This window comes from Stieleria marina, assembly GCA_007741555.1.
Taxonomy (GTDB): domain Bacteria; phylum Planctomycetota; class Planctomycetia; order Pirellulales; family Pirellulaceae; genus K23-9.
The window spans coordinates 7,203,657-7,228,866 of the sequence record CP036526.1 but is presented as its reverse complement, the minus strand read 5'-3'; the positions used below and the strand labels follow the sequence as shown (position 1 = coordinate 7,228,866).

Here is a 25,210-nt window from a genome sequence, read left to right as displayed (position 1 = left end):
CGCGCCGCTAGGTCGCAAAAATCACGCGTTCTCTTTCGCTCTCGTTCTCTCGCGCGGTAGCTCGCAACGGTCTACCATCCGCCATCGCGGAGAAACCGTGATCCACCATCCACACCGATCCGTTGATCCCCTTCGCTTCATCGCCGACCAGAAAGGCGATCGCTTTGGCCAAGTCCATAGGACTGCAAAGTTGCCCGTCAGGCGTGATCGACTCCCAATGATCTTGAGTCGCGCGAGCATCAGGAAACTTGGAAAGCAGATCGCCGTAGACTGGACCGCCGGCAACACAGTTGACGCGAATCCCGAATTGGCCCAACTCGCACGCTAAGTAACGCGTCATCGTCTCGACGGCCGCTTTCACAACACCCTGGCTGCCTAGTCCATCGATGAAGCCATTGGATCCAACCGCTGACATTGTCACGATCGAGCCGCCACCACTTGCCCGCATCAACGGCGTTGCTTTCACCGCACATTGATGATGGCCCGTGACATTGGTCCGAAAAGCCTTGTCCCAATCGTCCAGCGTCAGTTCCATGAACGGCCCGATGCGTCCGTCCGAAGCGTTGCAGATCAAAATATCAAGTCGGCCAAACTGCTGTTCAATTTGTTCAAAGATCTGGTCCACGTGCCGTGGGTTGGCGACCGATCCCCACAGATGAATCGCCGATCCGCCTGACTGATTGATCTCAGCAGCAGTTTGCTCGCCCTGTTCTCGTGAATGAAACGAATTGATGACCACGGTCGCGCCTCGCGACGCCAACAATCTTGCGATGGTTTGTCCGACGCCACGTCCAGAACCTGTCACCAAGGCGACTCGGCCGGCGAGCGGTTTCGCAGTGTTCGTTCCAACGGCAGGTTGGGCGACGCCGTTGGAACCATTTCCAAAGTGAGGTTGTGGAACCGACGACGGATTTGCTGCGTGGACAATCGGTGGCTGTTCACTGTGGGCGTTGGATTCACTGTGAACGTTTGAATTGCCATGCCCGTTTGGTTCACTGCGCCCCTTTGGTTCACTGTGACCGCTTGGTTCACCGAGACCGCTGGGTGGCGCGACCGGATCGCGCTCTGACGGCGGCAAGAAACTGGTCACGCGATTCGCGGGAGCATCATGGTTGGTCGTGCCCGAGCTTTCGTACCCATTCGAGCCGCTGCGCCCGTTCGAACCGGCGTGCCCATTCGATTCGCTGTGCCCATCCGATTCGGCGGCCCCGGTAGTGGATTCGCTGGCGGCCCCGTTGGTCGTTTCCTTGTCGCTCTCCGGTGCGTCGGACGATCCTTCGCGACGAGCGATGTCTTCCACCCAAGTCGCGACGTGCTGAATCGTGCGTATCGCCGCGCTGCGTTCTTCCAAATCCAATCGCAACCCAAACTCATCACTTAATGCCACCACGATTTCAAGACGCTTGACCGAGTCGATGCCAAGATCGTTCTCCAGGTCCGCATCTGGCGTAAGCAACTCAACTGGATAGCGAGTTGTCTTTGCAATGCACTCGACGACGCGAGAAAAATTAGAATGATTCATTGGTGCCCCTAAAGAAAAGAATTGAACTTTTAAAGCGTTTGATCTGCCAACCAACGCTGCTAAGCGAATCAGCTCAGCCACAATTTTATGAAGAACGTCATTCGGACTTCGGCGATCATCGTACTTGCCGTTTTCAGAGAAGTGCAGACCAACGCAAATAGGTAGTTTCTATTTTTCGGCTTGCCGAATCCGTCTTCGTCCTTGCGCATCCGATCGACCGCGAAGACGTTGCCCTTTAGCACGCCAATGTTCAACGAATTGGGGGGGCGAAAATGGTGGGAAGCCGTATGCGGATTTCGCGTATACCCGCCCGCCTTGCACGCAAGTAGTCAAACAATTTGAACCAACATTACCGTTAATGAAATCCGCATTTGTGTCGATTGAGAACGCCAGCGTTTCCGTTCAAGACCGAGTCCCGCTAGAGCGAAACAGACCGCAAGCGGACCCAGAAGTGGGGGCACCGCGCAGCCAATATCACACTGGTGGCAATCCGTCCGAGGGGGGCAGCGCAACGCATTCGGTCCGAGCCAGCGGCTCGTCGAACCGCCTGAGAAAATCATCGAAATTTCTGTCTTTTCGATCTCGGCACTCGTGTCAGATCGACCGTCGATCGACACAGATAGCGAGTTTCTCAGCAATCAGATCCCGTTTCAAAGCTCAGTGGTTTCTGTCAGCGTGATCACCAACCAAGAATGCACCAACGACTGTGCGCGGCGCCGTTTTGTCAAAGAGATTCAGTTTGGGCAATCGCACCGATCTCACAAAATCGCTTCATACCCATGCTCAAGTCTTCGGGCTGCAACCTGCCCCACTGCCGAGCAAACTCCTTTGGCGACAAACCCTGAATCAAGGCTCAGCGACCAAGCATGATTGAGGTGGTCAGTTGACCGGAGAGTGCGCATTGAGAACATGGCGCTCGTGAAAAAAGCGAGAGTCTCTCACATCGTCGACAATCAAAACATCCTTGTGGATCATTCCGACTACCGCTCAAAGGCAAACGGTCTCGACGTTTCAGAGGTGCTCAACCGCAACCTCCAATTTGCGACGGCCGCGAGTAGAAGTCTCGGCGCAAGTCCGATACCAACGTTCGTCGAAATCCGGCTTTTGAATGCTGGGTCAATGCCCGTGGCTAGCGCCAGCGGCTAACAAATTCGCCGGCGTCGTCACTAAGATGTGACCGACTTAGGCCGTCGTCGCCGAAGCACTAGCCCAGCCGAAAATATCGCAAAGAAGCCCATAGCACTGGGCTCAGGCACTGCCGTTGCAGTCACCAGTATTGGGGTGACATTAATGAATGAGCCCGACGCATCCGTCTGAACCAAAGAGCTGTTTCGGATCGTGTTCACTTCGCTTGCGGTAAGCGATGTGTTGCCGTTGAGCGTCGATCCCATCAGTCCGGCCCCGCTATGGCCTAGCCCCAAATTATGACTCATTTCGTGTGCAATCAGCTCCGCGCCGAAAGTACCCGCCGCTATGACCGATTCAACGGCAATCACGTCGCCTGGCGTCGTGCCACACCCAACGATTGCTGGATTGTTGCCACCACACCACGTGATTGAATCGATGAAGAACAAATTCACGTGCGAATCCGGATTCGGCGCAAGGTCAATCAGAGCAAAAAAATCAAAACCCGAGTCGATGTTCAGCGCATCATCGTTGATGATTGTAAAGACTGGATCGAACCGAACGTCGATGGGAGTCGTGCCAAACGTCGCCTGCGAAAAAATTGTGTCGATACCCGATTCGTTCGTCGTCACCATCGCGCCGAGTGAAGACGAATTGAAAGCGATCAAGAGAACAAATGTAGGAGCGAATTGTTGTCGTAATATCATTTTGATCCAAGGCCAATTCAAGCAGTTCCGTGGTGACCAATTTGTAGCTAGGTCGTCTGCTCCACGTGCGATTTCAAAATTCGTCATGACCAGGTTGCGCGACGATCATCGCCTCTAAGCACAGTCTTGCACGCTGGCTCCGCGGATCTGCGAAAAAAGCCGCTCGCAGTTTATGCGAGCGGCTTCGTATGATCACAAAACCTCAAGGTGCGTTTCCAGCGACTATGCTTTCGAGCGACGGCGCCGTCGCATCGTGACTGCTCCCAGCAATAGTCCGCAGATTGCAAAACTACTAGGTTCTGGTACTGCCGTCAGGGTAAATCCCCCTGTGGTTGTGGCCGAAATCGGTATTACCCCGGCATTCCCAACCGCAGTAAAGAACGTCGTATTGGGTGCATCATCGATCCTCAGCCCGTAGAAGCCGTCAGCAGCTGAAGAATCCACATCAAATGTGAGCGTAAACAGGTCGAAGGTGCCGGGCGATACGGTTGCGCCTGCCCCGGCATCCGACAGAGCGGTTACCAGAAAGTCATTGTCAGCGACGGGCGTAATCGAGAAGCTATAGTCTGTGCTCATGTCCGTTAAACCGGTGAGCGAATTGAAGGTAACGCCAGTCGGCAACGCAGTACCGAGTGGGACAAGGTCAAATGAGAGATTCATCGCAGCGATGTTGTCCGTCGGAGCGGAGATCGTGTAGCTGATTGCCACGTCGATCGGAGTTGTCCCCATTGTCGGTACCGGGGCGGTAGAACTACCGTCAATATTGATGACGATAGCAGCATTAGCGTTGTTGGTAGCTAGCGCTATAAGCACTGAAAAGCTACACAGAAAACGGCAGTACATCATGGTGTTCCTGGTTTGTTAGTGTGTGGGGGGGTCAGTATAGTTCGGTTCTTTAGGGGGGGGCTTAGAAATCGCTAAAAATTTGGTCAACTTCCTCCTCATAATTTTGAATCGACTGCTCACTTGACAGCGAATCCATGGTTTCAGCGTCCTCAGTGTCCGATGATTCATTCGCAGTACTCGAACTGAACATCGAAGGTGAAATGAAATTCAAGTTCGCCGAGCTTGCAGCAGCACCGCTAGGTAAGACAGTTCCTTGAGCACCCCGAGTCGCCAAGAGATCAAATATGTTGACTGCGGCGTCCCCGGTGATGTCAGCTCTAACTTCATAAGATCCGGAAGTCGTCGTACTTCCCTGACGTCCACGAACATCCAGTAGATCGAAGATATTGACTGCACCGTCACCAGTTGAGTCACCTGGCAGCACGTTGATCCGATACACAAAATTATCATCGTTCGAGCTGTCACCCGATGGGAAAGCGTCTCCGCCGTTAGTCCAGAATCCGTCCAATTGATTGCCAGCGGCATCCGAAATGCCAGCGGACTGGAGCGTTAAGTCAATCGCGTTCGCGCCTAGGAAAGCGTCGAATGTGAACGTCGCTATGTAGGCACCACCGGCATTGCTGTACGAAACCAACGTGTTTGGAAGCGTGTTGACTCCAACGAGACCAAAGTCACCGGTGTCCAAGCTCGCTCCGACATCCTCGCTGAATTCGACATAGAGTCGATTTAGGTTGTTCCAAGGTAGCGTGGTCAATTGCGATGCACCGTCGGGAATCGTGTAACCTTGGCTGCTACCAGGATCCACTTCCGCCAAGAAAGCCGCTGACCAGGCCGACGAGCCAGCTTTGACCGATGTCACCGTTGGCGCTATGGTGTCAACAACGCCATCGTCATCAAGGATGTTGACGGTTGCAGTGCGGACCGCTACGTCACCAAGTGCCACTCCTGCTGGATTGTCCTGGATCCCTTCCGCGGTAATGACCACTGTCTCTGTGCCCTCTACAAGCGTGTCTTGTTGCACGATCACCGAAATCGGTGCTTCACTCTGTCCAATGCCGAAGTTCACCGTCCCGATGAGTGCTGTGTAGTCAAGATCCAACGCGTCATTCGATGCTGTGGAAGATACGTCTGTACCATATTGGATGGTAGCCGATTCGCTCAGTGTGACTGGTACGCCTTCGCCATCCGACTGCGAGTTAAGTGAAACGATGAATTCACCAGGCGTGGTTGCGTTTGGAAGCGAGTTCGGTGGTGCCGCTTCGGATCCATCTGTCGTATCTGCTTGACGAATGACGACGTAGGCAAAGTCATCACTGGTAATTGTAACCGTGTCCGTCACATTCGCACTTAGCGTGATGTCGTCGTCGCTGGCCGGATCAACGTTGGTCAACGTCAGCGTGACCTCTTCGATTGGTTCGACGATCGCATCGCTCAGCACACGGATCTCGATAGAAATCGCAGCCGTGTCAGCAGGCAGCGTCAACTGATTGCCAGTGACCAAGGTTCCTCCAGTTCCTCCGGTCCCGCCGACGTAAATGTCGTAGTCGGTTCCTCGGACCGCATTCAACCCTGTTGTGCTTGGCGTATCAACGGTAACGGTGAAGTCAACGATGGTGTCCGTGCTGCTGGTGACTGGAGTCGTGCCGTCCGTCTCAAACAAACTGAGATCGAACGATGCACTCACAGGCCCTGCTTCGGAACCAACACTGGTCCCTGCCGTCAGCGAAATAACACCTTCGTCGGGGTCGTCTGTGATCGATCCGACACCTTGTCCGTCATCAATTGTCACATCCGCGTTGGCAACACCATTGACCAGCGGAGTGCTGAGATTCACGAAGAAGCTCTCGTCGGCCTCAATGTCAGTGTCGCCATTGACAACCACATCAATCGTCTTAGTGGTCTCTCCAGGAAGGAACGTCACCACGTTACTCTGAGTGGCGTAATCATTTGGAGCAGACGCTGAATCATCTGCGGTCGTGTACGAGACCGAGATTGTCTCTGTCGACGATCCACTGAGCGTGATGTCGAAACTTGCGTTCGTGGTGCCACCATTACCTTCGGCAACGGCCGTTGCGTCACCAACACTGATGGCTAACGAGTCATCGTTCAAGATCGTGGCGGATTCAACACCGTCAGTGATCGTGATCGTATCCAAATTAGGATTTGTATTGGCAGGGCTTGAAGTCACCAGCTTGACCGTAAAGTCTTCGTCAAGCTCGACATCTGCATCGTCAGCGATCGTGACCGTGACCGGCTTGGAAAATTCGCCTGGTCCGAACGATACCGAACCACTTGTAGCGACAAAATCATCAAGTGCCGCCGTTGAACTCATGAAGTCGATTTCCCAATCAACCGTTGTTGGTTCGGTCGATTCGGTATCGTCATTCAGGTCGGTCAGATCGCCTGGCTCGCTGATCGTGCCATTGCGATTCACGTTGAACGTGTAGGACGTGACAGGGCCAGGGTTGCCCTCGTTCTGTGAAGCAGTTGATCCGGAATCAAGTTCCAGTGACAACTCAATGTCGTCGTTGAGAATTCGCACCGTTCCATCATTGACGATGCTGATCGGCGACGGATTCGTAACGGTATTGGTCGCGACGAAATGTGCAGCGTCGCCTTCGACGTCACCTGGCACGGCGACCAAGAGACCCGTCAGCGTCTGTGAATCGCTGAATGTGACGGTCACCTCAGCACCAATCAGATCGTTTCCATTGACGACGCCATCGATTCCGGCTTCATCAACATCGATAGCGAAGCTGAACGTTTCACCCGAGTCGAAGTCGGTAAAGACCAAGTCCAGCTTGTTGCTGCCCGTGATCGATGAGCTTGTCTGTCCGGTCGTAACTTCGGAGCCACCTTGTGGCGTAAACGGAAGGCTCAGTGGACCGCTGACGTCGAACTCGTGAGCGGTCGCCAGCGTTGTCAGGTCAAGTGAAATGTCGGTGATTGTCACACCGCTTGATGAGGTGTTGTCGACGACAAACGGATCAGCCGTTGGAGCGGGTGCCGCAATTCCAAAACTACCGCCACGAATGAACACAGCTGAGTCTTCGTCCCCAGGGAATGCCGCCGACGGAATCACTCGAAACTCGATAGTGTGGTTTCCCGGTGGCACTGTCGAAGCAGAAACGAACGTGGTCACGTTTGTGTACCGATCAAGCGACATCAGGGTGTTGTCCGGAGCAACAATTGGTGTCGTATTGGACAAGCTCGCATCGTCCGAATCCAGAGTTACGACAAGGTTGCCGTCCAAGCGAATCTCAAGAGAGTCCACGTTCGTTGTCGAATCCGACGCAAACACGTAGTCGAATGTCAACGGTCCATCAGCATCCATCTCAAAGTCAAACGAGAGGATAGTTGGGTCGCCAGCCGTGGCAGGACTCGATCCCGGTGGCGAACTGGTATTTGTGTCCGCGACTCGTCCAGCCTCGACTGTACTGAGTACGATCCCGTTGTCGATTCCAGTCGCATCAAACCCAGAGCTAAAGGTGTCGGCGGCATAGACAGGCGTGCCTGCCGCGAAACCTGCGTCGGAGTAGTTGGGAGCTAGTGTTGTACCGAGGATTGAGACGCCAAGCCCCAGTACTTTGTCTCTCAGAACAACCGCATCGTTGGTGCCTGGTGTCGCCGAAACAGTTGCGCTGTCGAGTGCCAAATCACCGCTGGCTGGTACTGTTGGAGCACTGTCGGTGAATGTGTCACCATCAATGACGAAGCTGACTCCTGCCGTCGTGCTGATCGGTCCCAGCCCCGCAGCGACCAGCGACGAACCGTCAAGGACAACCTTGAAGTCTTCGTCATCTTCGGCGCCGATGTCTCCGGTGACGTCCACTGTCGCATCCTGAGTCAGCGATCCAGTCTCGGGGAATGTTAGCGTGCCGCCTGCGACCGAGGTGTAGTCCGTTCCCGCAGTCGCGGTGTTGGGGCCTGACGGTGTGATATCCATTGTATCGAAGTCGATACTCAAACCACCTTGAACCGGATTGCTAAGTGTGACGGGAACAGAAGCAGTCGTTGTGGCACTCGCCGTGCCTTCGAATATTTCAACGTCACCTACCGTCAAGGTCGCGGTGTCGTCATTGACGATCGTGGCGGTTCGTATTGTCGGATCGATGTCGATCGAATCTGCCGCTACCGCGAGAGCGTCGGGAGTGTGACTGCCCACAGCACCTAACGTAACATCGAAACTCTCGTCCGGCTCGACCAACGATTCTTCATTCAATTCGATGACGATGTCATACGTGTTGACACCGCTGGCGAATGTTGCAGTCCCACTCGGGAGAACTCCACCAGCGAAGTCGTCGGGGCTGACGTCACTGCCAGCGGTTGGGGTAACCTCCCATGGCACTGTCGTGACACCCGTGTCCAATCCGGTTCGCGTTACGGTGAACGTGTATGTGGTCGCGTCGCCGCTGTCACCTTCTTTATTGAGCGGGTCAGATGAAACACCTGCGCCAAGCGAAACACTGATGTCATCGTTTTGGATGACAGCGTCGCGAGTGGTCAACAACGCATTGCCGCCGACCACGCTCGTGATTTCGACGCTGAAGTTTTCGTCGAATTCGACCTCGGAATCATTCGATACACTGACCACGATGTCCTGGCTGGTAGCACCGCCGGTGAAAGTGATGGAACCGCTTGGCAATGCGTCGGTCACCAATGTTCCACCAAAGTCCAATCCGTCGACTGGGTTGGTGGCTCCCGCTAGAACTTGGTAGTTGACGGTCGTGTCGTCGCTCAAGTCACCCGTACGCGTGATCGTAAATGTGTAATCGGTCGTCGCACTTGGTGTGTCTTGTGCCTCTGCTTGAACCAGCGCCGTGGTCGGGTCAAAGGTCACCGCGGTGTCCTCGTTGTCGATCGTGCCGGTTGCCGAAAGAGTCGATCCAGCCGGATCGAATGTCACATCTCGACCGCTAACGCCCAGGTCTGACAGGATCAATTGCAACGTTTCGGCCAGTTCGACAGTTGTGTCAGAAATCGTCGCCACATTGATGGTCGTCGTCAACGATCCTCCCGTTGCGAACAACGTCGCATCATCGGCAGAAATCGCTGTGTAGTCGTTGTCGCCCGTTGTCGCAGTGCCATCAGCCGTCGCGATGTCGGCCAAGACGTCAACGTCAACCGGGTTGCTAAGCGTGACAACAAACGCCAGCGGCGAACCTTCATCTGCGTTTGTGTCTGAGATCGTAATCGTCGCCGAATCATCATTGGTGATTTCGCCCAGGCCGCCAGTGTTATCAAGTGATACGTCCAGCCCACCAGCCGTTGGGTTGCTGAGCAAGACATCAAACAGTTCATCCAGTTCGACCGTATCATCGGCGTTCACCGAAACGGTTACCGTTTGCGTACCAGCAGCACCGGCTGGGAAGCTGAGCGTCTCATCGACGCCGCCTTGATCTGTATCAGCGGCCAGGTCGACATCGACTCCGACTACCGCGTCAACCGGAGCGTCCAGTGAGACCGTGAAGACAAAGTCGGTTGTGCCACCGCCACTGCCTTCGGCCATGGTCACATTACTGATCGAAACGGTCGCACTGTCATCATCCGTGATCGTTCCCACTGCTACACCGTCTCCGATGTCCAGTACGGTGTTCGCCACAGTGCTGCCGCCAAGTTGCGGAATGTCGATCGTGGCACCGATCGTCTCATTCGCTTCGACCAAATTGTCGCCATTGACTGTCAGCGTGACGTCTGTTGACAGTGATCCAGCTGGGATCGTCACAAGCTGGCTGGTTACGTCAGCGGCATAGTCAGTACCAACGGTGGCGGTATTGCCGACCGTCGTAATTTCCACAGTAACGTCCTGTCCAGCGACCTGGTTAAGCGAAACGGCAAATTCAAGGTTCGCTGTTCCCGAGTCACCCTCGGTCACCACCGCATCGTCGATCGAAACGATCAAGCCGCCATCATTGTCAATGATGTTGACTGAATCGACTTTGTCACCTTCGGTTCCTCCGGCAGCCAGACTTATCTCGTTGTCGGTACCCGCGCCAAGCGAAGTCAGCGTGATCTCGACTTGTTCGGTGCCCTCGGGCAACGTGTCATCAATCGTGCTGATCGTGATTCCCTGATCGGAGTCACCTGCGATGATCGTTAGGTTGTTGCTAAGCGATGGGAAGTCAGCATTGACGCCTCCCTCAGTCGCATCGCCGCCAACACCGTAGTTGACCAACACGTCGGTCGACGCCGTGATCAAGTCACCATTGATGTCAACCAACTCAACCACAAACAATCCAACCACGGGGCCCTGTTCTTCACCATCCTGGATTCCGCGAATGCGAACAAAACCTTCGTCATTATCTGCGATCGTCAAGGTTGCCATGTTGGCTGAGAAGTTCGGCGTGATCAGCGGATTGCTACTGCCAGTCACTTCGGCGACAACCGCTTCGGTGTTTTCGATGATGTTGTCGTCAATTACATCAATGACCAATTGGCCGGTCGTTGACATTGCTGGAATCTCGACCGTCGCAACCGTGTAATCGACTCCGTTTTGAGCCCGTGTCGTTGAACCTGATGGATAAGGCAACGAGAACGAGATCGTGGTGGCCGTCGCGGACGGATTGCTCAGTGTGACATCAAAAATACCGTTGACTTCACCCTCTTCGTCACCGTTCTGGTTGACCGCAATCGAGATGGTTGACAGGTCAAGATTGTTGATGGTTGTTTCAACTTGGTCCTGTCCGCTTGCAATCCCAACAACGGCACCCGTTGTGGTTGTTGGTGCGGAAAGAGCGATATTGAAGTTCTCGCTCGGTTCGACCAAGCCATCAGCGTCTGGTGTCAAGCTGACCACCAAGTCGCTCATCGTCGTGCTACCAGCACCACCGGTGTATGTCAGAGTTCCGCCGGTGGTTCCCGATGGAGTGAAGGTCAGAGTGCCATCGCCGACGTAGTTGGCACCAGTGATCGCATTGAGTTCCGCAACAAAATCGGTGAAGGCAGCAAAGTCAGCAGCCTCGGTTTCGTCAAAGTCAAACGAGACGACCACCGAAACTTCCTCGTGCTCCTGAACAGGACCGTCTAGCGAGATCGTGTAATCGTTCGACGTGCCTTCGTCGACCGTCGATGCGTCTTGGTCGATTGACCAGTCGTATTGAGGTCCAGCAGCGTAGTTGACGTTGAAGCTGACGACACCTGCGTCGGATGCTGTTCCGTCGTCGACGGTGAAGTCAACATCGACGTTGGCAGTTGCACCTGGTTGCATTTCCTGGAAGATCGCGACGCCAGTCGGATCGAAGGAGAATGCTCCCGTCGTGGAATTATAGACGAGTCCGATGTCGGTCACGCTTGCAAAGCTGGTTACAACCCCGCCGATCGTGACAACTGCGGAATCAAAACTGAAGGATGCCGCGGTCAGTGTGTTGTCCACGTCCGTTGCAAAGTCGCTAATGATCACTCCATCCGAGTTGTCATTATCCAGTGCACCAAAGATGATTGGTGAGTCTTCGTCGACAACAGCGGCCGAGTAGTCAACGTCTGTTGCAACTGGATTGTCGTTGGCACCATTGATGGTGACGACGATGTCTTCCGTGGTACCGTCTTCGGTCGCGACCGTGATCGTGTCCATTAGCGAATCGCCGACGTTGAGAGCTTGGACTGCGCCGTTACTGTCATCGACTGTGTACTCCCAGTTACCAGTCGCGTCGATAGTCAACGCTCCGTAGGTGCCAGCGGTTGGGCTCGTGATGTTCCAGGCATCATTGGTGTTGTCAACATCGGTGTGATCCAGGTCACCGGTCGCAGTTGAACCGACAGTAGCGTTCGCCAGTCCACCGGCTTCAACGGCAGTACCCGTGGTGTCACCGACGATGATCGCATCGTCGTTGGCACCATTGATGGTGACGACGATGTCTTCCGTGGTACCGTCTTCGGTCGCGACCGTGATCGTGTCCATTAGCGAATCGCCGACGTTGAGAGCTTGGACTGCGCCGTTACTGTCATCGACTGTGTACTCCCAGTTACCAGTCGCGTCGATAGTCAACGCTCCGTAGGTGCCAGCGGTTGGGCTCGTGATGTTCCAGGCATCATTGGTGTTGTCAACATCGGTGTGATCCAGGTCACCGGTCGCAGTTGAACCGACAGTAGCGTTCGCCAGTCCACCGGCTTCAACGGCAGTACCCGTGGTGTCACCGACGATGATCGCATCGTCGTTGGCACCATTGATGGTGACGACGATGTCTTCCGTGGTACCGTCTTCGGTCGCGACCGTGATCGTGTCCATTAGCGAATCGCCGACGTTGAGAGCTTGGACTGCGCCGTTACTGTCATCGACTGTGTACTCCCAGTTACCAGTCGCGTCGATAGTCAACGCTCCGTAGGTGCCAGCGGTTGGGCTCGTGATGTTCCAGGCATCATTGGTATTGTCAACATCGGTGTGATCCAGGTCACCGGTCGCAGTTGAACCGACAGTAGCGTTCGCCAGTCCACCGGCTTCAACGGCAGTACCCGTGGTGTCACCGACGATGATCGCATCGTCGTTGGCACCATTGATGGTGACGACGATGTCTTCCGTGGTACCGTCTTCGGTCGCGACCGTGATCGTGTCCATTAGCGAATCGCCGACGTTGAGAGCTTGGACTGCGCCGTTACTGTCATCGACTGTGTACTCCCAGTTACCAGTCGCGTCGATAGTCAACGCTCCGTAGGTGCCAGCGGTTGGGCTCGTGATGTTCCAGGCATCATTGGTGTTGTCAACATCGGTGTGATCCAGGTCACCGGTCGCAGTTGAACCGACAGTAGCGTTCGCCAGTCCACCGGCTTCAACGGCAGTACCCGTGGTGTCACCGACGATGATCGCATCGTCGTTGGCACCATTGATGGTGACGACGATGTCTTCCGTGGTACCGTCTTCGGTCGCGACCGTGATCGTGTCCATTAGCGAATCGCCGACGTTGAGAGCTTGGACTGCGCCGTTACTGTCATCGACTGTGTACTCCCAGTTACCAGTCGCGTCGATAGTCAACGCTCCGTAGGTGCCAGCGGTTGGGCTCGTGATGTTCCAGGCATCATTGGTGTTGTCAACATCGGTGTGATCCAGGTCACCGGTCGCAGTTGAACCGACAGTAGCGTTCGCCAGTCCACCGGCTTCAACGGCAGTACCCGTGGTGTCACCTGTGATCACAGCAGGGTCATTCACACCAGTCACGGTGATCTGGACGGTTCCGGTATCCATTAGGCCGTCGATATCCGTCACGGTGTACGGAATCGACACGACTTCCATATCGCCGACATTCAAGTGGTCATGCAAGCCGGTTGGGTCGTAGGTGACCGTTGGAGCCGACAGCACGTCATTCGGATCGATGTCCGTGTCGTTAGAAGCTGGGTTGATGGAAACAGTACCCCCATCTTCCGTTGTCGTCACGGTATCGACGACTGCGACCGGAGCGTCGTTGTCATCAATGATTCCGGTCACACTGGCTGCGTCGTCCGAATCGGCCGTCGTGTTGGCGGTGGAAGACAAGTCAGCACTAGTCGCTGCTCCGCCACCGATGGTGGCAAGCTGGATGGTGTATGTCTCGTCACCTTCACCATTGTTTGCATCGCGTGGTGCAGTCACTGAGAAGGCAACGGCCGAAGCGGCGGCCACGCCGTCGCCGGTGAACGTCAACGTTCCAGTGCCAGCGTTGTAAGTGACATCAGCGAGGCTTGCGACGGCCGCTGTCAGAGCCGCATCCAAATCGTCGACATCGATTCCAGGGGTCGCAGTCCCGGCTTCGGAAACATCGACAGTCAGTGTTTGGCCACTTGCCAAAACAATCGGACCAGCAGTGCCATCCGTTACCGAGATCGTATAGCTAATCGCTTCGCTCTCGTTGATCTGCACCTCGGTTGGACTACTAAGCGTCGATGTCGCAGTTTGGCTGATTGCCAAAACCGCCGTGACATCGTCGAGGATCGTGTACGTCTGGGATGCACCCGCGATCAGCTGACCATCAGCATCGTTGGTGTTTGGCGACAAGGTTCGATTGTCATCAATGTTGGCAAATCCGAGGACAAAGTCTTCGTCGCCTTCAAGAACACCGTCTGTGCTGGCAGAGATGGAAACCGTTTCGACACCACCGGTCGCACCGGCATCGAACTTAACCGTCTGCCCGGCACCGATTCCGGTGTAATCGGAACCACTGACGGCAACCTGAGTCGCGGTGCCATCGACCACCACGTCGACCTCGGCATCAGCGACCAACGTCGCCGTAAAGTTCCCACCGTCATCGGGGTTCGCGATAGTGGAGGTTGTTACCAATTCGACTTCAACGACAATCGAATTGCCCTCGGTGACTTCTGTTCCCGACACATCAGTCTTGAAGACAAACGTTCCCGTTTCGTCGTCAATGATGGTGTGGTTCACTTGAGTACGTGTACCAGCACCAGCCAAGTTGCCCAATGTCAGGCCAGTTGTTGGGTTAGCAATCACCACTTGGAACGTCTCATCACCTTCCAGCAAAGCGTCGTCCGCTACCGTGATGTTCTGCGGTGTAGCTGGATCCGTCGTGTTGAAGTCAGTGAACAGATTGAAGTAGGTGAGAGTCGTGTAATTGCCCTCAGGGATCACGATTGGCGAAACCGAATCGACATCATCAAGGCTCGCTTCGGAACTGAGAGTCAGCGACAGGTCAACGGTACGGAATGCAGCCGGAACACCAGTCAGGTTGCCCAATACTCCAATCATTGGTGCATCGAGCGAATTAGTATCCGCTTCCATTGCAGCGTTTTCATTCGGCAACAGGTTGCCGTCCTTCAACTCAACTGTCGCTTGGGAGAACGTGATGTTGAAGTCGCCGGTTACAGTGCCAGTGTCATCGTCGCTCAAAGTGAACGTCAGATTTTCATCGAGCACGTTCAGTCCGTTGTGGACATACGTCACGTCGCCTGCATTAACCTGTGCCTGAGTGAAGCTGGTCGCTGGAACACCAGCAACCAAAATTTGACCACGAGACGGAGTGCTGAATGCATACGAATGTGTGTCCAGAGTACCAACATCCGCCGCGTCCAGAACGGAGCTGTTAATAACCAACGACGAGGCCGCAGGAATCTCGACACCCGGATCGCCAGCGTTCGTCGCAATAGTAGGAGCCACGTTGCTGACCAAGACGGTCGCAGCAGCAGTGACTGACCCAGTGTCATCGTCGGTCAGCGTCAGGCCAATGTTGTAAGTGTCGCTGGCAGTCGCCGTTGGATCGTCATCGACATAAGTGTGCGTTAGTGAGAACGTACCGCCGGTGACCGTTACCGATTCAGTAGCACCGTCACCCCAGACGACGTCCAGAACATGAGTGTCATTTGGACCTGCGTCGGCGTAAGTTCCGCTGAGAGTGGCAACGCCATTTTCATCAATGTCAGCAACCGGATCGACCACGATAGTAGGAGCCACGTTGCTGACCAAGACGGTCGCACCAGCAGTGACTGATCCAGTGTCATCGTCAGTCAGTGTCAGGCCAATGTTGTAAGTGTCGCTGGCAGTCGCCGTTGGATTGTCATCGACATAAGTGTGCGTTAGTGAGAACGTACCGCCGGTGACCGTTACCGATTCAGTAGCACCGTCACCCCAGACGACGTCCAGAACATGAGTGTCATTTGGACCTGCGTCGGCGTAAGTTCCGCTGAGAGTGGCAACACCGTTTTCATCAATGTCAGCAACCGGATCGACCACGATTGTAGGAGCCACGTTGCTGACCAAGACGGTCGCAGCAGCAGTGACTGACCCAGTGTCATCGTCGGTCAGCGTCAGGCCAATGTTGTAAGTGTCGCTGGCAGTCGCCGTTGGATCGTCATCGACATAAGTGTGCGTTAGTGAGAACGTACCGCCGGTGACCGTTACCGATTCAGTAGCACCATCACCCCAGACGACATCCAGAACGTGCGTGTCATTCGGACCGGCGTCGGCGTAAGTACCGCTGAGAGTGGCAACGCCATTTTCATCAATGTCAGCAACCGGATCGACCACGATAGTAGGAGCCACGTTGCTGACCAAGACGGTCGCACCAGCAGTGACTGATCCAGTGTCATCGTCAGTCAGTGTCAGGCCAATGTTGTAAGTGTCGCTGGCAGTCGCCGTTGGATTGTCATCGACATAAGTGTGCGTTAGTGAGAACGTACCGCCGGTGACCGTTACCGATTCAGTAGCACCGTCACCCCAGACGACGTCCAGAACATGAGTGTCATTTGGACCTGCGTCGGCGTAAGTTCCGCTGAGAGTGGCAACACCGTTTTCATCAATGTCAGCAACCGGATCGACCACGATTGTAGGAGCCACGTTGCTGACCAAGACGGTCGCAGCAGCAGTGACTGACCCAGTGTCATCGTCGGTCAGCGTCAGGCCAATGTTGTAAGTGTCGCTGGCAGTCGCCGTTGGATCGTCATCGACATAAGTGTGCGTTAGTGAGAACGTACCGCCGGTGACCGTTACCGATTCAGTCGCGCCATCACCCCAGACGACATCCAGAACGTGCGTGTCATTCGGACCGGCGTCGGCGTAAGTACCGCTGAGAGTGGCAACGCCATTTTCATCAATGTCAGCAACCGGATCGACCATGATCGTTGGAGCAACGTTGCTAACCAAGACGGTTGCCGCTGCAGTAACTGATCCAGTGTCATCGTCAGTCAGTGTCAGGCCAATGTTGTAAGTGTCGCTGGCAGTCGCCGTTGGATTGTCATCGACATAAGTGTGCGTTAGTGAGAACGTACCGCCGGTGACCGTTACCGATTCAGTAGCACCGTCACCCCAGACGACGTCCAGAACATGAGTGTCATTTGGACCTGCGTCGGCGTAAGTTCCGCTGAGAGTGGCAACACCGTTTTCATCAATGTCAGCAACCGGATCGACCACGATTGTAGGAGCCACGTTGCTGACCAAGACGGTCGCAGCAGCAGTGACTGACCCAGTGTCATCGTCGGTCAGCGTCAGGCCAATGTTGTAAGTGTCGCTGGCAGTCGCCGTTGGATCGTCATCGACATAAGTGTGCGTTAGTGAGAACGTACCGCCGGTGACCGTTACCGATTCAGTCGCGCCATCACCCCAGACGACATCCAGAACGTGCGTGTCATTCGGACCGGCGTCGGCGTAAGTACCGCTGAGAGTGGCAACGCCATTTTCATCAATGTCAGCAACCGGATCGACCACGATAGTAGGAGCCACGTTGCTGACCAAGACGGTCGCACCAGCAGTGACTGATCCAGTGTCATCGTCAGTCAGTGTCAGGCCAATGTTGTAAGTGTCGCTGGCAGTCGCCGTTGGATTGTCATCGACATAAGTGTGCGTTAGTGAGAACGTACCGCCGGTGACCGTTACCGATTCAGTAGCACCGTCACCCCAGACGACGTCCAGAACATGAGTGTCATTTGGACCTGCGTCGGCGTAAGTTCCGCTGAGAGTGGCAACACCGTTTTCATCAATGTCAGCAACCGGATCGACCACGATTGTAGGAGCCACGTTGCTGACCAAGACGGTCGCAGCAGCAGTGACTGACCCAGTGTCATCGTCGGTCAGCGTCAGGCCAATGTTGTAAGTGTCGCTGGCAGTCGCCGTTGGATCGTCATCGACATAAGTGTGCGTTAGTGAGAACGTACCGCCGGTGACCGTTACCGATTCAGTCGCGCCATCACCCCAGACGACATCCAGAACGTGCGTGTCATTCGGACCGGCGTCGGCGTAAGTACCGCTGAGAGTGGCAACGCCATTTTCATCAATGTCAGCAACCGGATCGACCATGATCGTTGGAGCAACGTTGCTAACCAAGACGGTTGCCGCTGCAGTAACTGATCCAGTGTCATCGTCAGTCAGTGTCAGGCCAATGTTGTAAGTGTCGCTGGCAGTCGCCGTTGGATTGTCATCGACATAAGTGTGCGTTAGTGAGAACGTACCGCCGGTGACCGTTACCGATTCAGTAGCACCGTCACCCCAGACGACGTCCAGAACATGAGTGTCATTTGGACCTGCGTCGGCGTAAGTTCCGCTGAGAGTGGCAACACCGTTTTCATCAATGTCAGCAACCGGATCGACCACGATTGTAGGAGCCACGTTGCTGACCAAGACGGTCGCAGCAGCAGTGACTGACCCAGTGTCATCGTCGGTCAGCGTCAGGCCAATGTTGTAAGTGTCGCTGGCAGTCGCCGTTGGATCGTCATCGACATAAGTGTGCGTTAGTGAGAACGTACCGCCGGTGACCGTTACCGATTCAGTCGCGCCATCACCCCAGACGACATCCAGAACGTGCGTGTCATTCGGACCGGCGTCGGCGTAAGTACCGCTGAGAGTGGCAACGCCATTTTCATCAATGTCAGCAACCGGATCGACCACGATAGTAGGAGCCACGTTGCTGACCAAGACGGTCGCACCAGCAGTGACTGATCCAGTGTCATCGTCAGTCAGTGTCAGGCCAATGTTGTAAGTGTCGCTGGCAGTCGCCGTTGGATTGTCATCGACATAAGTGTGCGTTAGTGAGAACGTACCGCCGGTGACCGTTACCGATTCAGTAGCACCGTCACCCCAGACGACGTCCAGAACATGAGTGTCATTTGGACCTGCGTCGGCGTAAGTTCCGCTGAGAGTGGCAACACCGTTTTCATCAATGTCAGCAACCGGATCGACCACGATTGTAGGAGCCACGTTGCTGACCAAGACGGTCGCAGCAGCAGTGACTGACCCAGTGTCATCGTCGGTCAGCGTCAGGCCAATGTTGTAAGTGTCGCTGGCAGTCGCCGTTGGATCGTCATCGACATAAGTGTGCGTTAGTGAGAACGTACCGCCGGTGACCGTTACCGATTCAGTAGCACCATCACCCCAGACGACATCCAGAACGTGCGTGTCATTTGGACCGGCGTCGGCGTAAGTACCGCTGAGTGTGGCAGTGCCGTTTTCGTCAATGTCGGCAACCGGATTCACCGTGATGGTTGGAGCCACGTTGCTGACCAAGACGGTTGCAGCAGTCGTCACGCTTCCTGCGTCGTCATCGGCGATCGTAACGCTGATGGAGTAGCTGTCACTTGGTGTACCAGTTGGATCGTCATCAGCATAAGAGTGAGTAGCGGTGAACGATCCACCGCTAACGCTAACGCCTGCTTGAACTGTTCCATCACCCCAATCGATGTCGACCAAGTGCGTATCTGCGGTCCCTGGATCCGAGTACGTTCCAGTCAAAGTTGCCGTCCCAGCTTCATTGATCCCACCAACAGATAGGCTTAGCGATGGTGCGACATTGTTGACAGTGACCGTATCGGTCGCCATATCCGTGCCGGTGTCATCATCGGTCAGCGTCGCACTGATGGTGTAATTATCACTCGGAGTAGCCGTTGGATCATCGTCGACATAGGTGTGAGTCTCGCTAAAGGCCGTCGTTCCAGCAGCATAAGTGAACGTTTCCACGGGGCTACCGTCACCCCAATCAACATCCAAAGTGAACGTATCTAGAGTGCCGGGGTCAGTGATCGTACCGCTGAGCGTTGCTGCCCCGCCTTCATTTATCGCGACAACAGGATTCAAAGCGAGCACAGGCGCGACATTGTTGACAGTGACCGAAGTCGCCAACGCTGTCGTGCCTCCGTCGTCATCAGCAATTGTTGCGTTGATTGGGATCACATCCGATGGTGACCCGCTTGGAGTGTCGTCTGCATAGGTGTGCACGACTGTTCCAAGAGATTCAATAGTCGCCGTCCCTGCTGGAATGGTGAAGACGTCAGTCGAACCGTCTCCCCAATTGACAGTCAGGATTGAATCTTCAGTGCCTGGTTCGATGATCGCTCCGACTAGGCCTACCGTCCCACCTTCGTCGATCGTCAAAGGCAAGGTCGAGAAACCGCTCACCGTCGGGGCAACATTGCTAACAAAAATATTCCCGGCCGAAGCTGAATCCGTCCCGCCATCATCATCTGTGATTGTCAATGAGACAGCATTCACGTCTACGCTTGTGGCAGTTGGATTGTCATCCTCGTAGATGTGATCAATCGAAAACGAAGTTGCACCGGCAGCTATCGCATGCGTTGATGTTGTTCCATCACCCCAAGTGACGTCGATATCAAATGTGTCAGTTGGACTTGGGTCCGCAATGTCTCCAGTCAACGTTGCGGTATCACCCTCTGCAATTGCTCCAGGCGTCAACGCGACATTTGTCAGCGTTGGGGCAACATTATTAACCGTGACGGCCAGTGTTCCTGCCGCGGCATGTGTGCCGTCTTCGTCTACAACCGAGACTGAGATCGTTGGCGTCGCAGCCCCGTCTGCAAAGGTGTGCGTAGCGCTGGCAGTACCAGCTGCAAAAGTCTCAGCCGGACTTCCATCGTTCCAGTCAACGATGTAGTTCGTTGGGGTATCAGTGCCTGGGTCAGTGACCGCGCCAAAGTTCAACGTGTAGACGGAGCCTTCATCAACACTTGCCGCACCGGTCAAAGCGATTGTCGGAGCAACATTATCGACTGTGACGGCCAGTGTTCCTGCCGCGGCATGTGTGCCGTCTTCGTCTACAACCGAGACTGAGATCGTTGGCGTCGCAGCCCCGTCTGCAAAGGTGTGCGTAGCGCTGGCAGTACCAGCTGCAAAAGTCTCAGCCGGACTTCCATCGTTCCAGTCAACGATGTAGTTCGTTGGGGTATCAGTGCCTGGGTCAGTGACCGCGCCAAAGTTCAACGTGTAGACGGAGCCTTCATCAACACTTGCCGCACCGGTCAAAGCGATTGTCGGAGCAACATTATCGACTGTGACGGCCAGTGTTCCTGCCGCGGCATGTGTGCCGTCTTCGTCTACAACCGAGACTGAGATCGTTGGCGTCGCAGCCCCGTCTGCAAAGGTGTGCGTAGCGCTGGCAGTACCAGCTGCAAAAGTCTCAGCCGGACTTCCATCGTTCCAGTCAACGATGTAGTTCGTTGGGGTATCAGTGCCTGGGTCAGTGACCGCGCCAAAGTTCAACGTGTAGACGGAGCCTTCATCAACACTTGCCGCACCGGTCAAAGCGATTGTCGGAGCAACATTATCGACTGTGACGGCCAGTGTTCCTGCCGCGGCATGTGTGCCGTCTTCGTCGGTGGCAGTCGCCGAGATTGAATACGAATTCGCGCCGTCGGCGAACACGTGAGTAGCGGTCGACGGGTCGCCTGCAACCGTTTCAACGGGACTGCCATCGCCCCAATTGATGTCCCATTGGGTAATCGTGTCATCGCCAGGATCGGACGACGCAAGGTTCAGCGTATAAGTAGCCCCTTCATCAACAGTGGCAGCGCCAGAAATCGTCAGAGTCGGAGCAACATTATCGACTGTGACGGCCAGTGTTCCTGCCGCGGCATGTGTGCCGTCTTCGTCTACAACCGAGACTGAGATCGTTGGCGTCGCAGCCCCGTCTGCAAAGGTGTGCGTAGCGCTGGCAGTACCAGCTGCAAAAGTCTCAGCCGGACTTCCATCGTTCCAGTCAACGATGTAGTTCGTTGGGGTATCAGTGCCTGGGTCAGTGACCGCGCCAAAGTTCAACGTGTAGACGGAGCCTTCATCAACACTTGCCGCACCGGTCAAAGCGATTGTCGGAGCAACATTATCGACTGTGACGGCCAGTGTTCCTGCCGCGGCATGTGTGCCGTCTTCGTCTACAACCGAGACTGAGATCGTTGGCGTCGCAGCCCCGTCTGCAAAGGTGTGCGTAGCGCTGGCAGTACCAGCTGCAAAAGTCTCAGCCGGACTTCCATCGTTCCAGTCAACGATGTAGTTCGTTGGGGTATCAGTGCCTGGGTCAGTGACCGCGCCAAAGTTCAACGTGTAGACGGAGCCTTCATCAACACTTGCCGCACCGGTCAAAGCGATTGTCGGAGCAACATTATCGACTGTGACGGCCAGTGTTCCTGCCGCGGCATGTGTGCCGTCTTCGTCTACAACCGAGACTGAGATCGTTGGCGTCGCAGCCCCGTCTGCAAAGGTGTGCGTAGCGCTGGCAGTACCAGCTGCAAAAGTCTCAGCCGGACTTCCATCGTTCCAGTCAACGATGTAGTTCGTTGGGGTATCAGTGCCTGGGTCAGTGACCGCGCCAAAGTTCAACGTGTAGACGGAGCCTTCATCAACACTTGCCGCACCGGTCAAAGCGATTGTCGGAGCAACATTATCGACTGTGACGGCCAGTGTTCCTGCCGCGGCATGTGTGCCGTCTTCGTCGGTGGCAGTCGCCGAGATTGAATACGAATTCGCGCCGTCGGCGAACACGTGAGTAGCGGTCGACGGGTCGCCTGCAACCGTTTCAACGGGACTGCCATCGCCCCAATTGATGTCCCATTGGGTAATCGTGTCATCGCCAGGATCGGACGACGCAAGGTTCAGCGTATAAGTAGCCCCTTCATCAACAGTGGCAGCGCCAGAAATCGTCAGAGTCGGAGCAACATTATCGACTGTGACGGCCAGTGTTCCTGCCGCGGCATGTGTGCCGTCTTCGTCTACAACCGAGACTGAGATCGTTGGCGTCGCAGCCCCGTCTGCAAAGGTGTGCGTAGCGCTGGCAGTACCAGCTGCAAAAGTCTCAGCCGGACTTCCATCGTTCCAGTCAACGATGTAGTTCGTTGGGGTATCAGTGCCTGGGTCAGTGACCGCGCCAAAGTTCAACGTGTAGACGGAGCCTTCATCAACACTTGCCGCACCGGTCAAAGCGATTGTCGGAGCAACATTATCGACTGTGACGGCCAGTGTTCCTGCCGCGGCATGTGTGCCGTCTTCGTCTACAACCGAGACTGAGATCGTTGGCGTCGCAGCCCCGTCTGCAAAGGTGTGCGTAGCGCTGGCAGTACCAGCTGCAAAAGTCTCAGCCGGACTTCCATCGTTCCAGTCAACGATGTAGTTCGTTGGGGTATCAGTGCCTGGGTCAGTGACCGCGCCAAAGTTCAACGTGTAGACGGAGCCTTCATCAACACTTGCCGCACCGGTCAAAGCGATTGTCGGAGCAACATTGTTGATCGTGACAGCAACGGGCGCTGTTGCGCTGAACGTTCCGTCTTCGTCGGTGGCAGTCGCCGAGATTGAATACGAATTCGCGCCGTCGGCGAACACGTGAGTAGCGGTCGACGGGTCGCCTGCAACCGTTTCAACGGGACTGCCATCGCCCCAATTGATGTCCCATTGGGTAATCGTGTCATCGCCAGGATCGGACGACGCAAGGTTCAGCGTATAAGTAGCCCCTTCATCAACAGTGGCAGCGCCAGAAATCGTCAGAGTCGGAGCAACATTCGTGACGGTGATTGACTGGGTGACCGGAGCCGATGCATTGCCGGCGACGTCCGTCACAGTCAAAGTCGCAACGTATGTTCCTTCATCGTCGGGAGTGAATGTAAAGCTCTGGGTCGAGCCTGTCACGAAAGGACTTCCGCCCTTGGTCACTGACCATGCATATGACCCAAGAGACTCGTCAAATCCGCTCGCCACACCGCCACTGACCAGGTCGGTCGCGTTTGCCATCAACGTAACGGGGGTACCCTCGTCAATTGCAGCACCTGGGGCACCTGAGATTGATACGCCCGTCGGGGTGGTCGTGTCCACGATCACCGTTTGGGAATCATCAACTGAACCGCCAGGAGTATCGTCCGCTGTGAACGTATGCGAACCTTCAGCTACAGAAACAGGGAAAGACCATGCATTGTTCGGCGGTGCGATGCCATCGGAAAACGTACCGCCTGAAGCTGCGCCACCAATACTAATGAACGTCCCACCAATCTGATCGGTTGTGCCCTCAATCGAGAAATTGCCCGTGTTCGTAATGAAATCGTTCGGGGCCAAGCCATTGTCGTTAGTCATCGAACCAATATCCGCTGCCAACAACTCTCGTCGCTCGAGAGACTCAGCAATAAGCTTGGCACCTTCAGGTCGGGCGAAGCGGGCGTTGGTGCTGCGTCGCTTGTTCTTTTTGTTCTTTCGTTTCTTGCGACGGAAGCCGAAGGGCAGCATCATCATGAATGGTGCGACGGGCCGCGCGTTGTACTGGATCGTGAACGGCGACTTGGCGACAATCGCGGTCAGCAGGGCGACCAAGCCATAGCCAATCTTGCTGATCCAGCTTCCTCGGAAGGCGGCTTTGTATCGCTCGATTCGGGCGGCTCGCTTTTCCATCCAGCTTTGACGACGCTCTTCGATTTTCGTCGACCAAGCCAAAGCTCGCTGACGAAGCTTTTGCGTACGCGAAAGGTTGGGGGTTTGTCCAGCAGTAGCACGGTGGTTGCGGCGAATCGACATAATAAAGTTACCTAGATAAATCTTGAGTCAAGCAGGATCGAAAGCTCTTAACGGCTCTTGAAACGCGGTGACCTGGGTAAAGCGATGACTTGGATGAAGGGGCCCGATTTCCGTTGGTCGGTCGTCGGAACAGCTGAGGGTTGGGTGTGACCGAATGGGCATTTCTGCGTTCGATCAATCGTTCTCGAGTGGTGGCGCAGGTTGGGTTTCGGGTGGGTGCCACAAGCACATCTGGAGTGACACCCGAGTGGGTTTCGATGGCGGGGGAAGTGGAATTGGTGTTCGTTAGTGAGGGGGGGACAATGGAATGCAAAGATTCTAAAAAGAGAAGTTTGCTTCCAATTGAGTGCGGGGGGGGTGTATGTAGTGGTTCAGAATATAGACCGGTGGTACCCCCCATTCAATAAGCTGCATCGTGAAATCGTTAAAATAGTTAAGGCTGTAGTTTTGGGGGTAGCCGCGCCAGGTGTCTCACCAACGGAGCTATGCCAGAGAAGTGATCAAAAACCAGTGGACGAACGTAAAATGTATGTTTGAACACTGGCTGGAGGCCGGATTTGGTTTTTCGGTGGGGCCGGGCGATCCGTCGGGGTGGTCTGGATGTGGATGTGGATTGGTTGGTTTAATTGGCGGATCTGCCATGGAAACGACGTTCCGGAAATAAGAGAGGGGCCACGCGTGGGTAGATGTTGTCTCCCTAGGTGTTGGATTCGATGGTGTGAACGCGTTTCAGATGAGGGCTGGGTGGTCAGCTCGTCAGAGGATCCCCTGAATGGAGTTGGGTGCGATTTGGATTACGTCGTAGAAGTCCGCCAGTGTGGGGCGGCG

General features: G+C 55.1%; 4 protein-coding genes. All 4 read right to left on the bottom strand.

The genetic code is table 11. From position 1 onward, the window contains the following. Window positions 1-7: 7 nt before the first annotated feature. On the bottom strand, window positions 8-1,522 hold the full coding sequence (locus K239x_RS28955) for an SDR family oxidoreductase (RefSeq protein WP_419189389.1): 1,515 nt from the start codon (window positions 1,520-1,522) through the stop codon (window positions 8-10). Window positions 1,523-2,688: 1,166 nt separating this feature from the next. Further along, window positions 2,689-3,354: a PEP-CTERM sorting domain-containing protein gene (locus tag K239x_RS25520; RefSeq protein WP_145421125.1), complete on the bottom strand. Its 666-nt coding sequence runs from the start codon at window positions 3,352-3,354 to the stop codon at window positions 2,689-2,691. A 222-nt stretch (window positions 3,355-3,576) separates the two neighbouring features. After that, entirely contained in the window at window positions 3,577-4,167 is a 591-nt protein-coding gene (locus K239x_RS25515; RefSeq protein ID WP_419189388.1) for a PEP-CTERM sorting domain-containing protein, read from the bottom strand. Between the two features lie 94 nt (window positions 4,168-4,261). Continuing rightward, window positions 4,262-24,382, bottom strand: coding sequence for a VCBS domain-containing protein (locus K239x_RS25510; protein WP_145421123.1), 20,121 nt, complete (start codon window positions 24,380-24,382; stop codon window positions 4,262-4,264). Between the last annotated feature and the right edge of the window lie 828 nt (window positions 24,383-25,210).

What these genes read in the sequence shown, in the direction of transcription:
- K239x_RS28955 (WP_419189389.1), bottom strand. Translation starts at nt 1,522, where the DNA reads ATGAATCATTCTAATTTTTCTCGCGTCGTCGAGTGCATTGCAAAGACA.
- K239x_RS25520 (WP_145421125.1), bottom strand. Translation starts at nt 3,354, where the DNA reads ATGATATTACGACAACAATTCGCTCCTACATTTGTTCTCTTGATCGCT.
- K239x_RS25510 (WP_145421123.1), bottom strand. Translation starts at nt 24,382, where the DNA reads ATGTCGATTCGCCGCAACCACCGTGCTACTGCTGGACAAACCCCCAAC.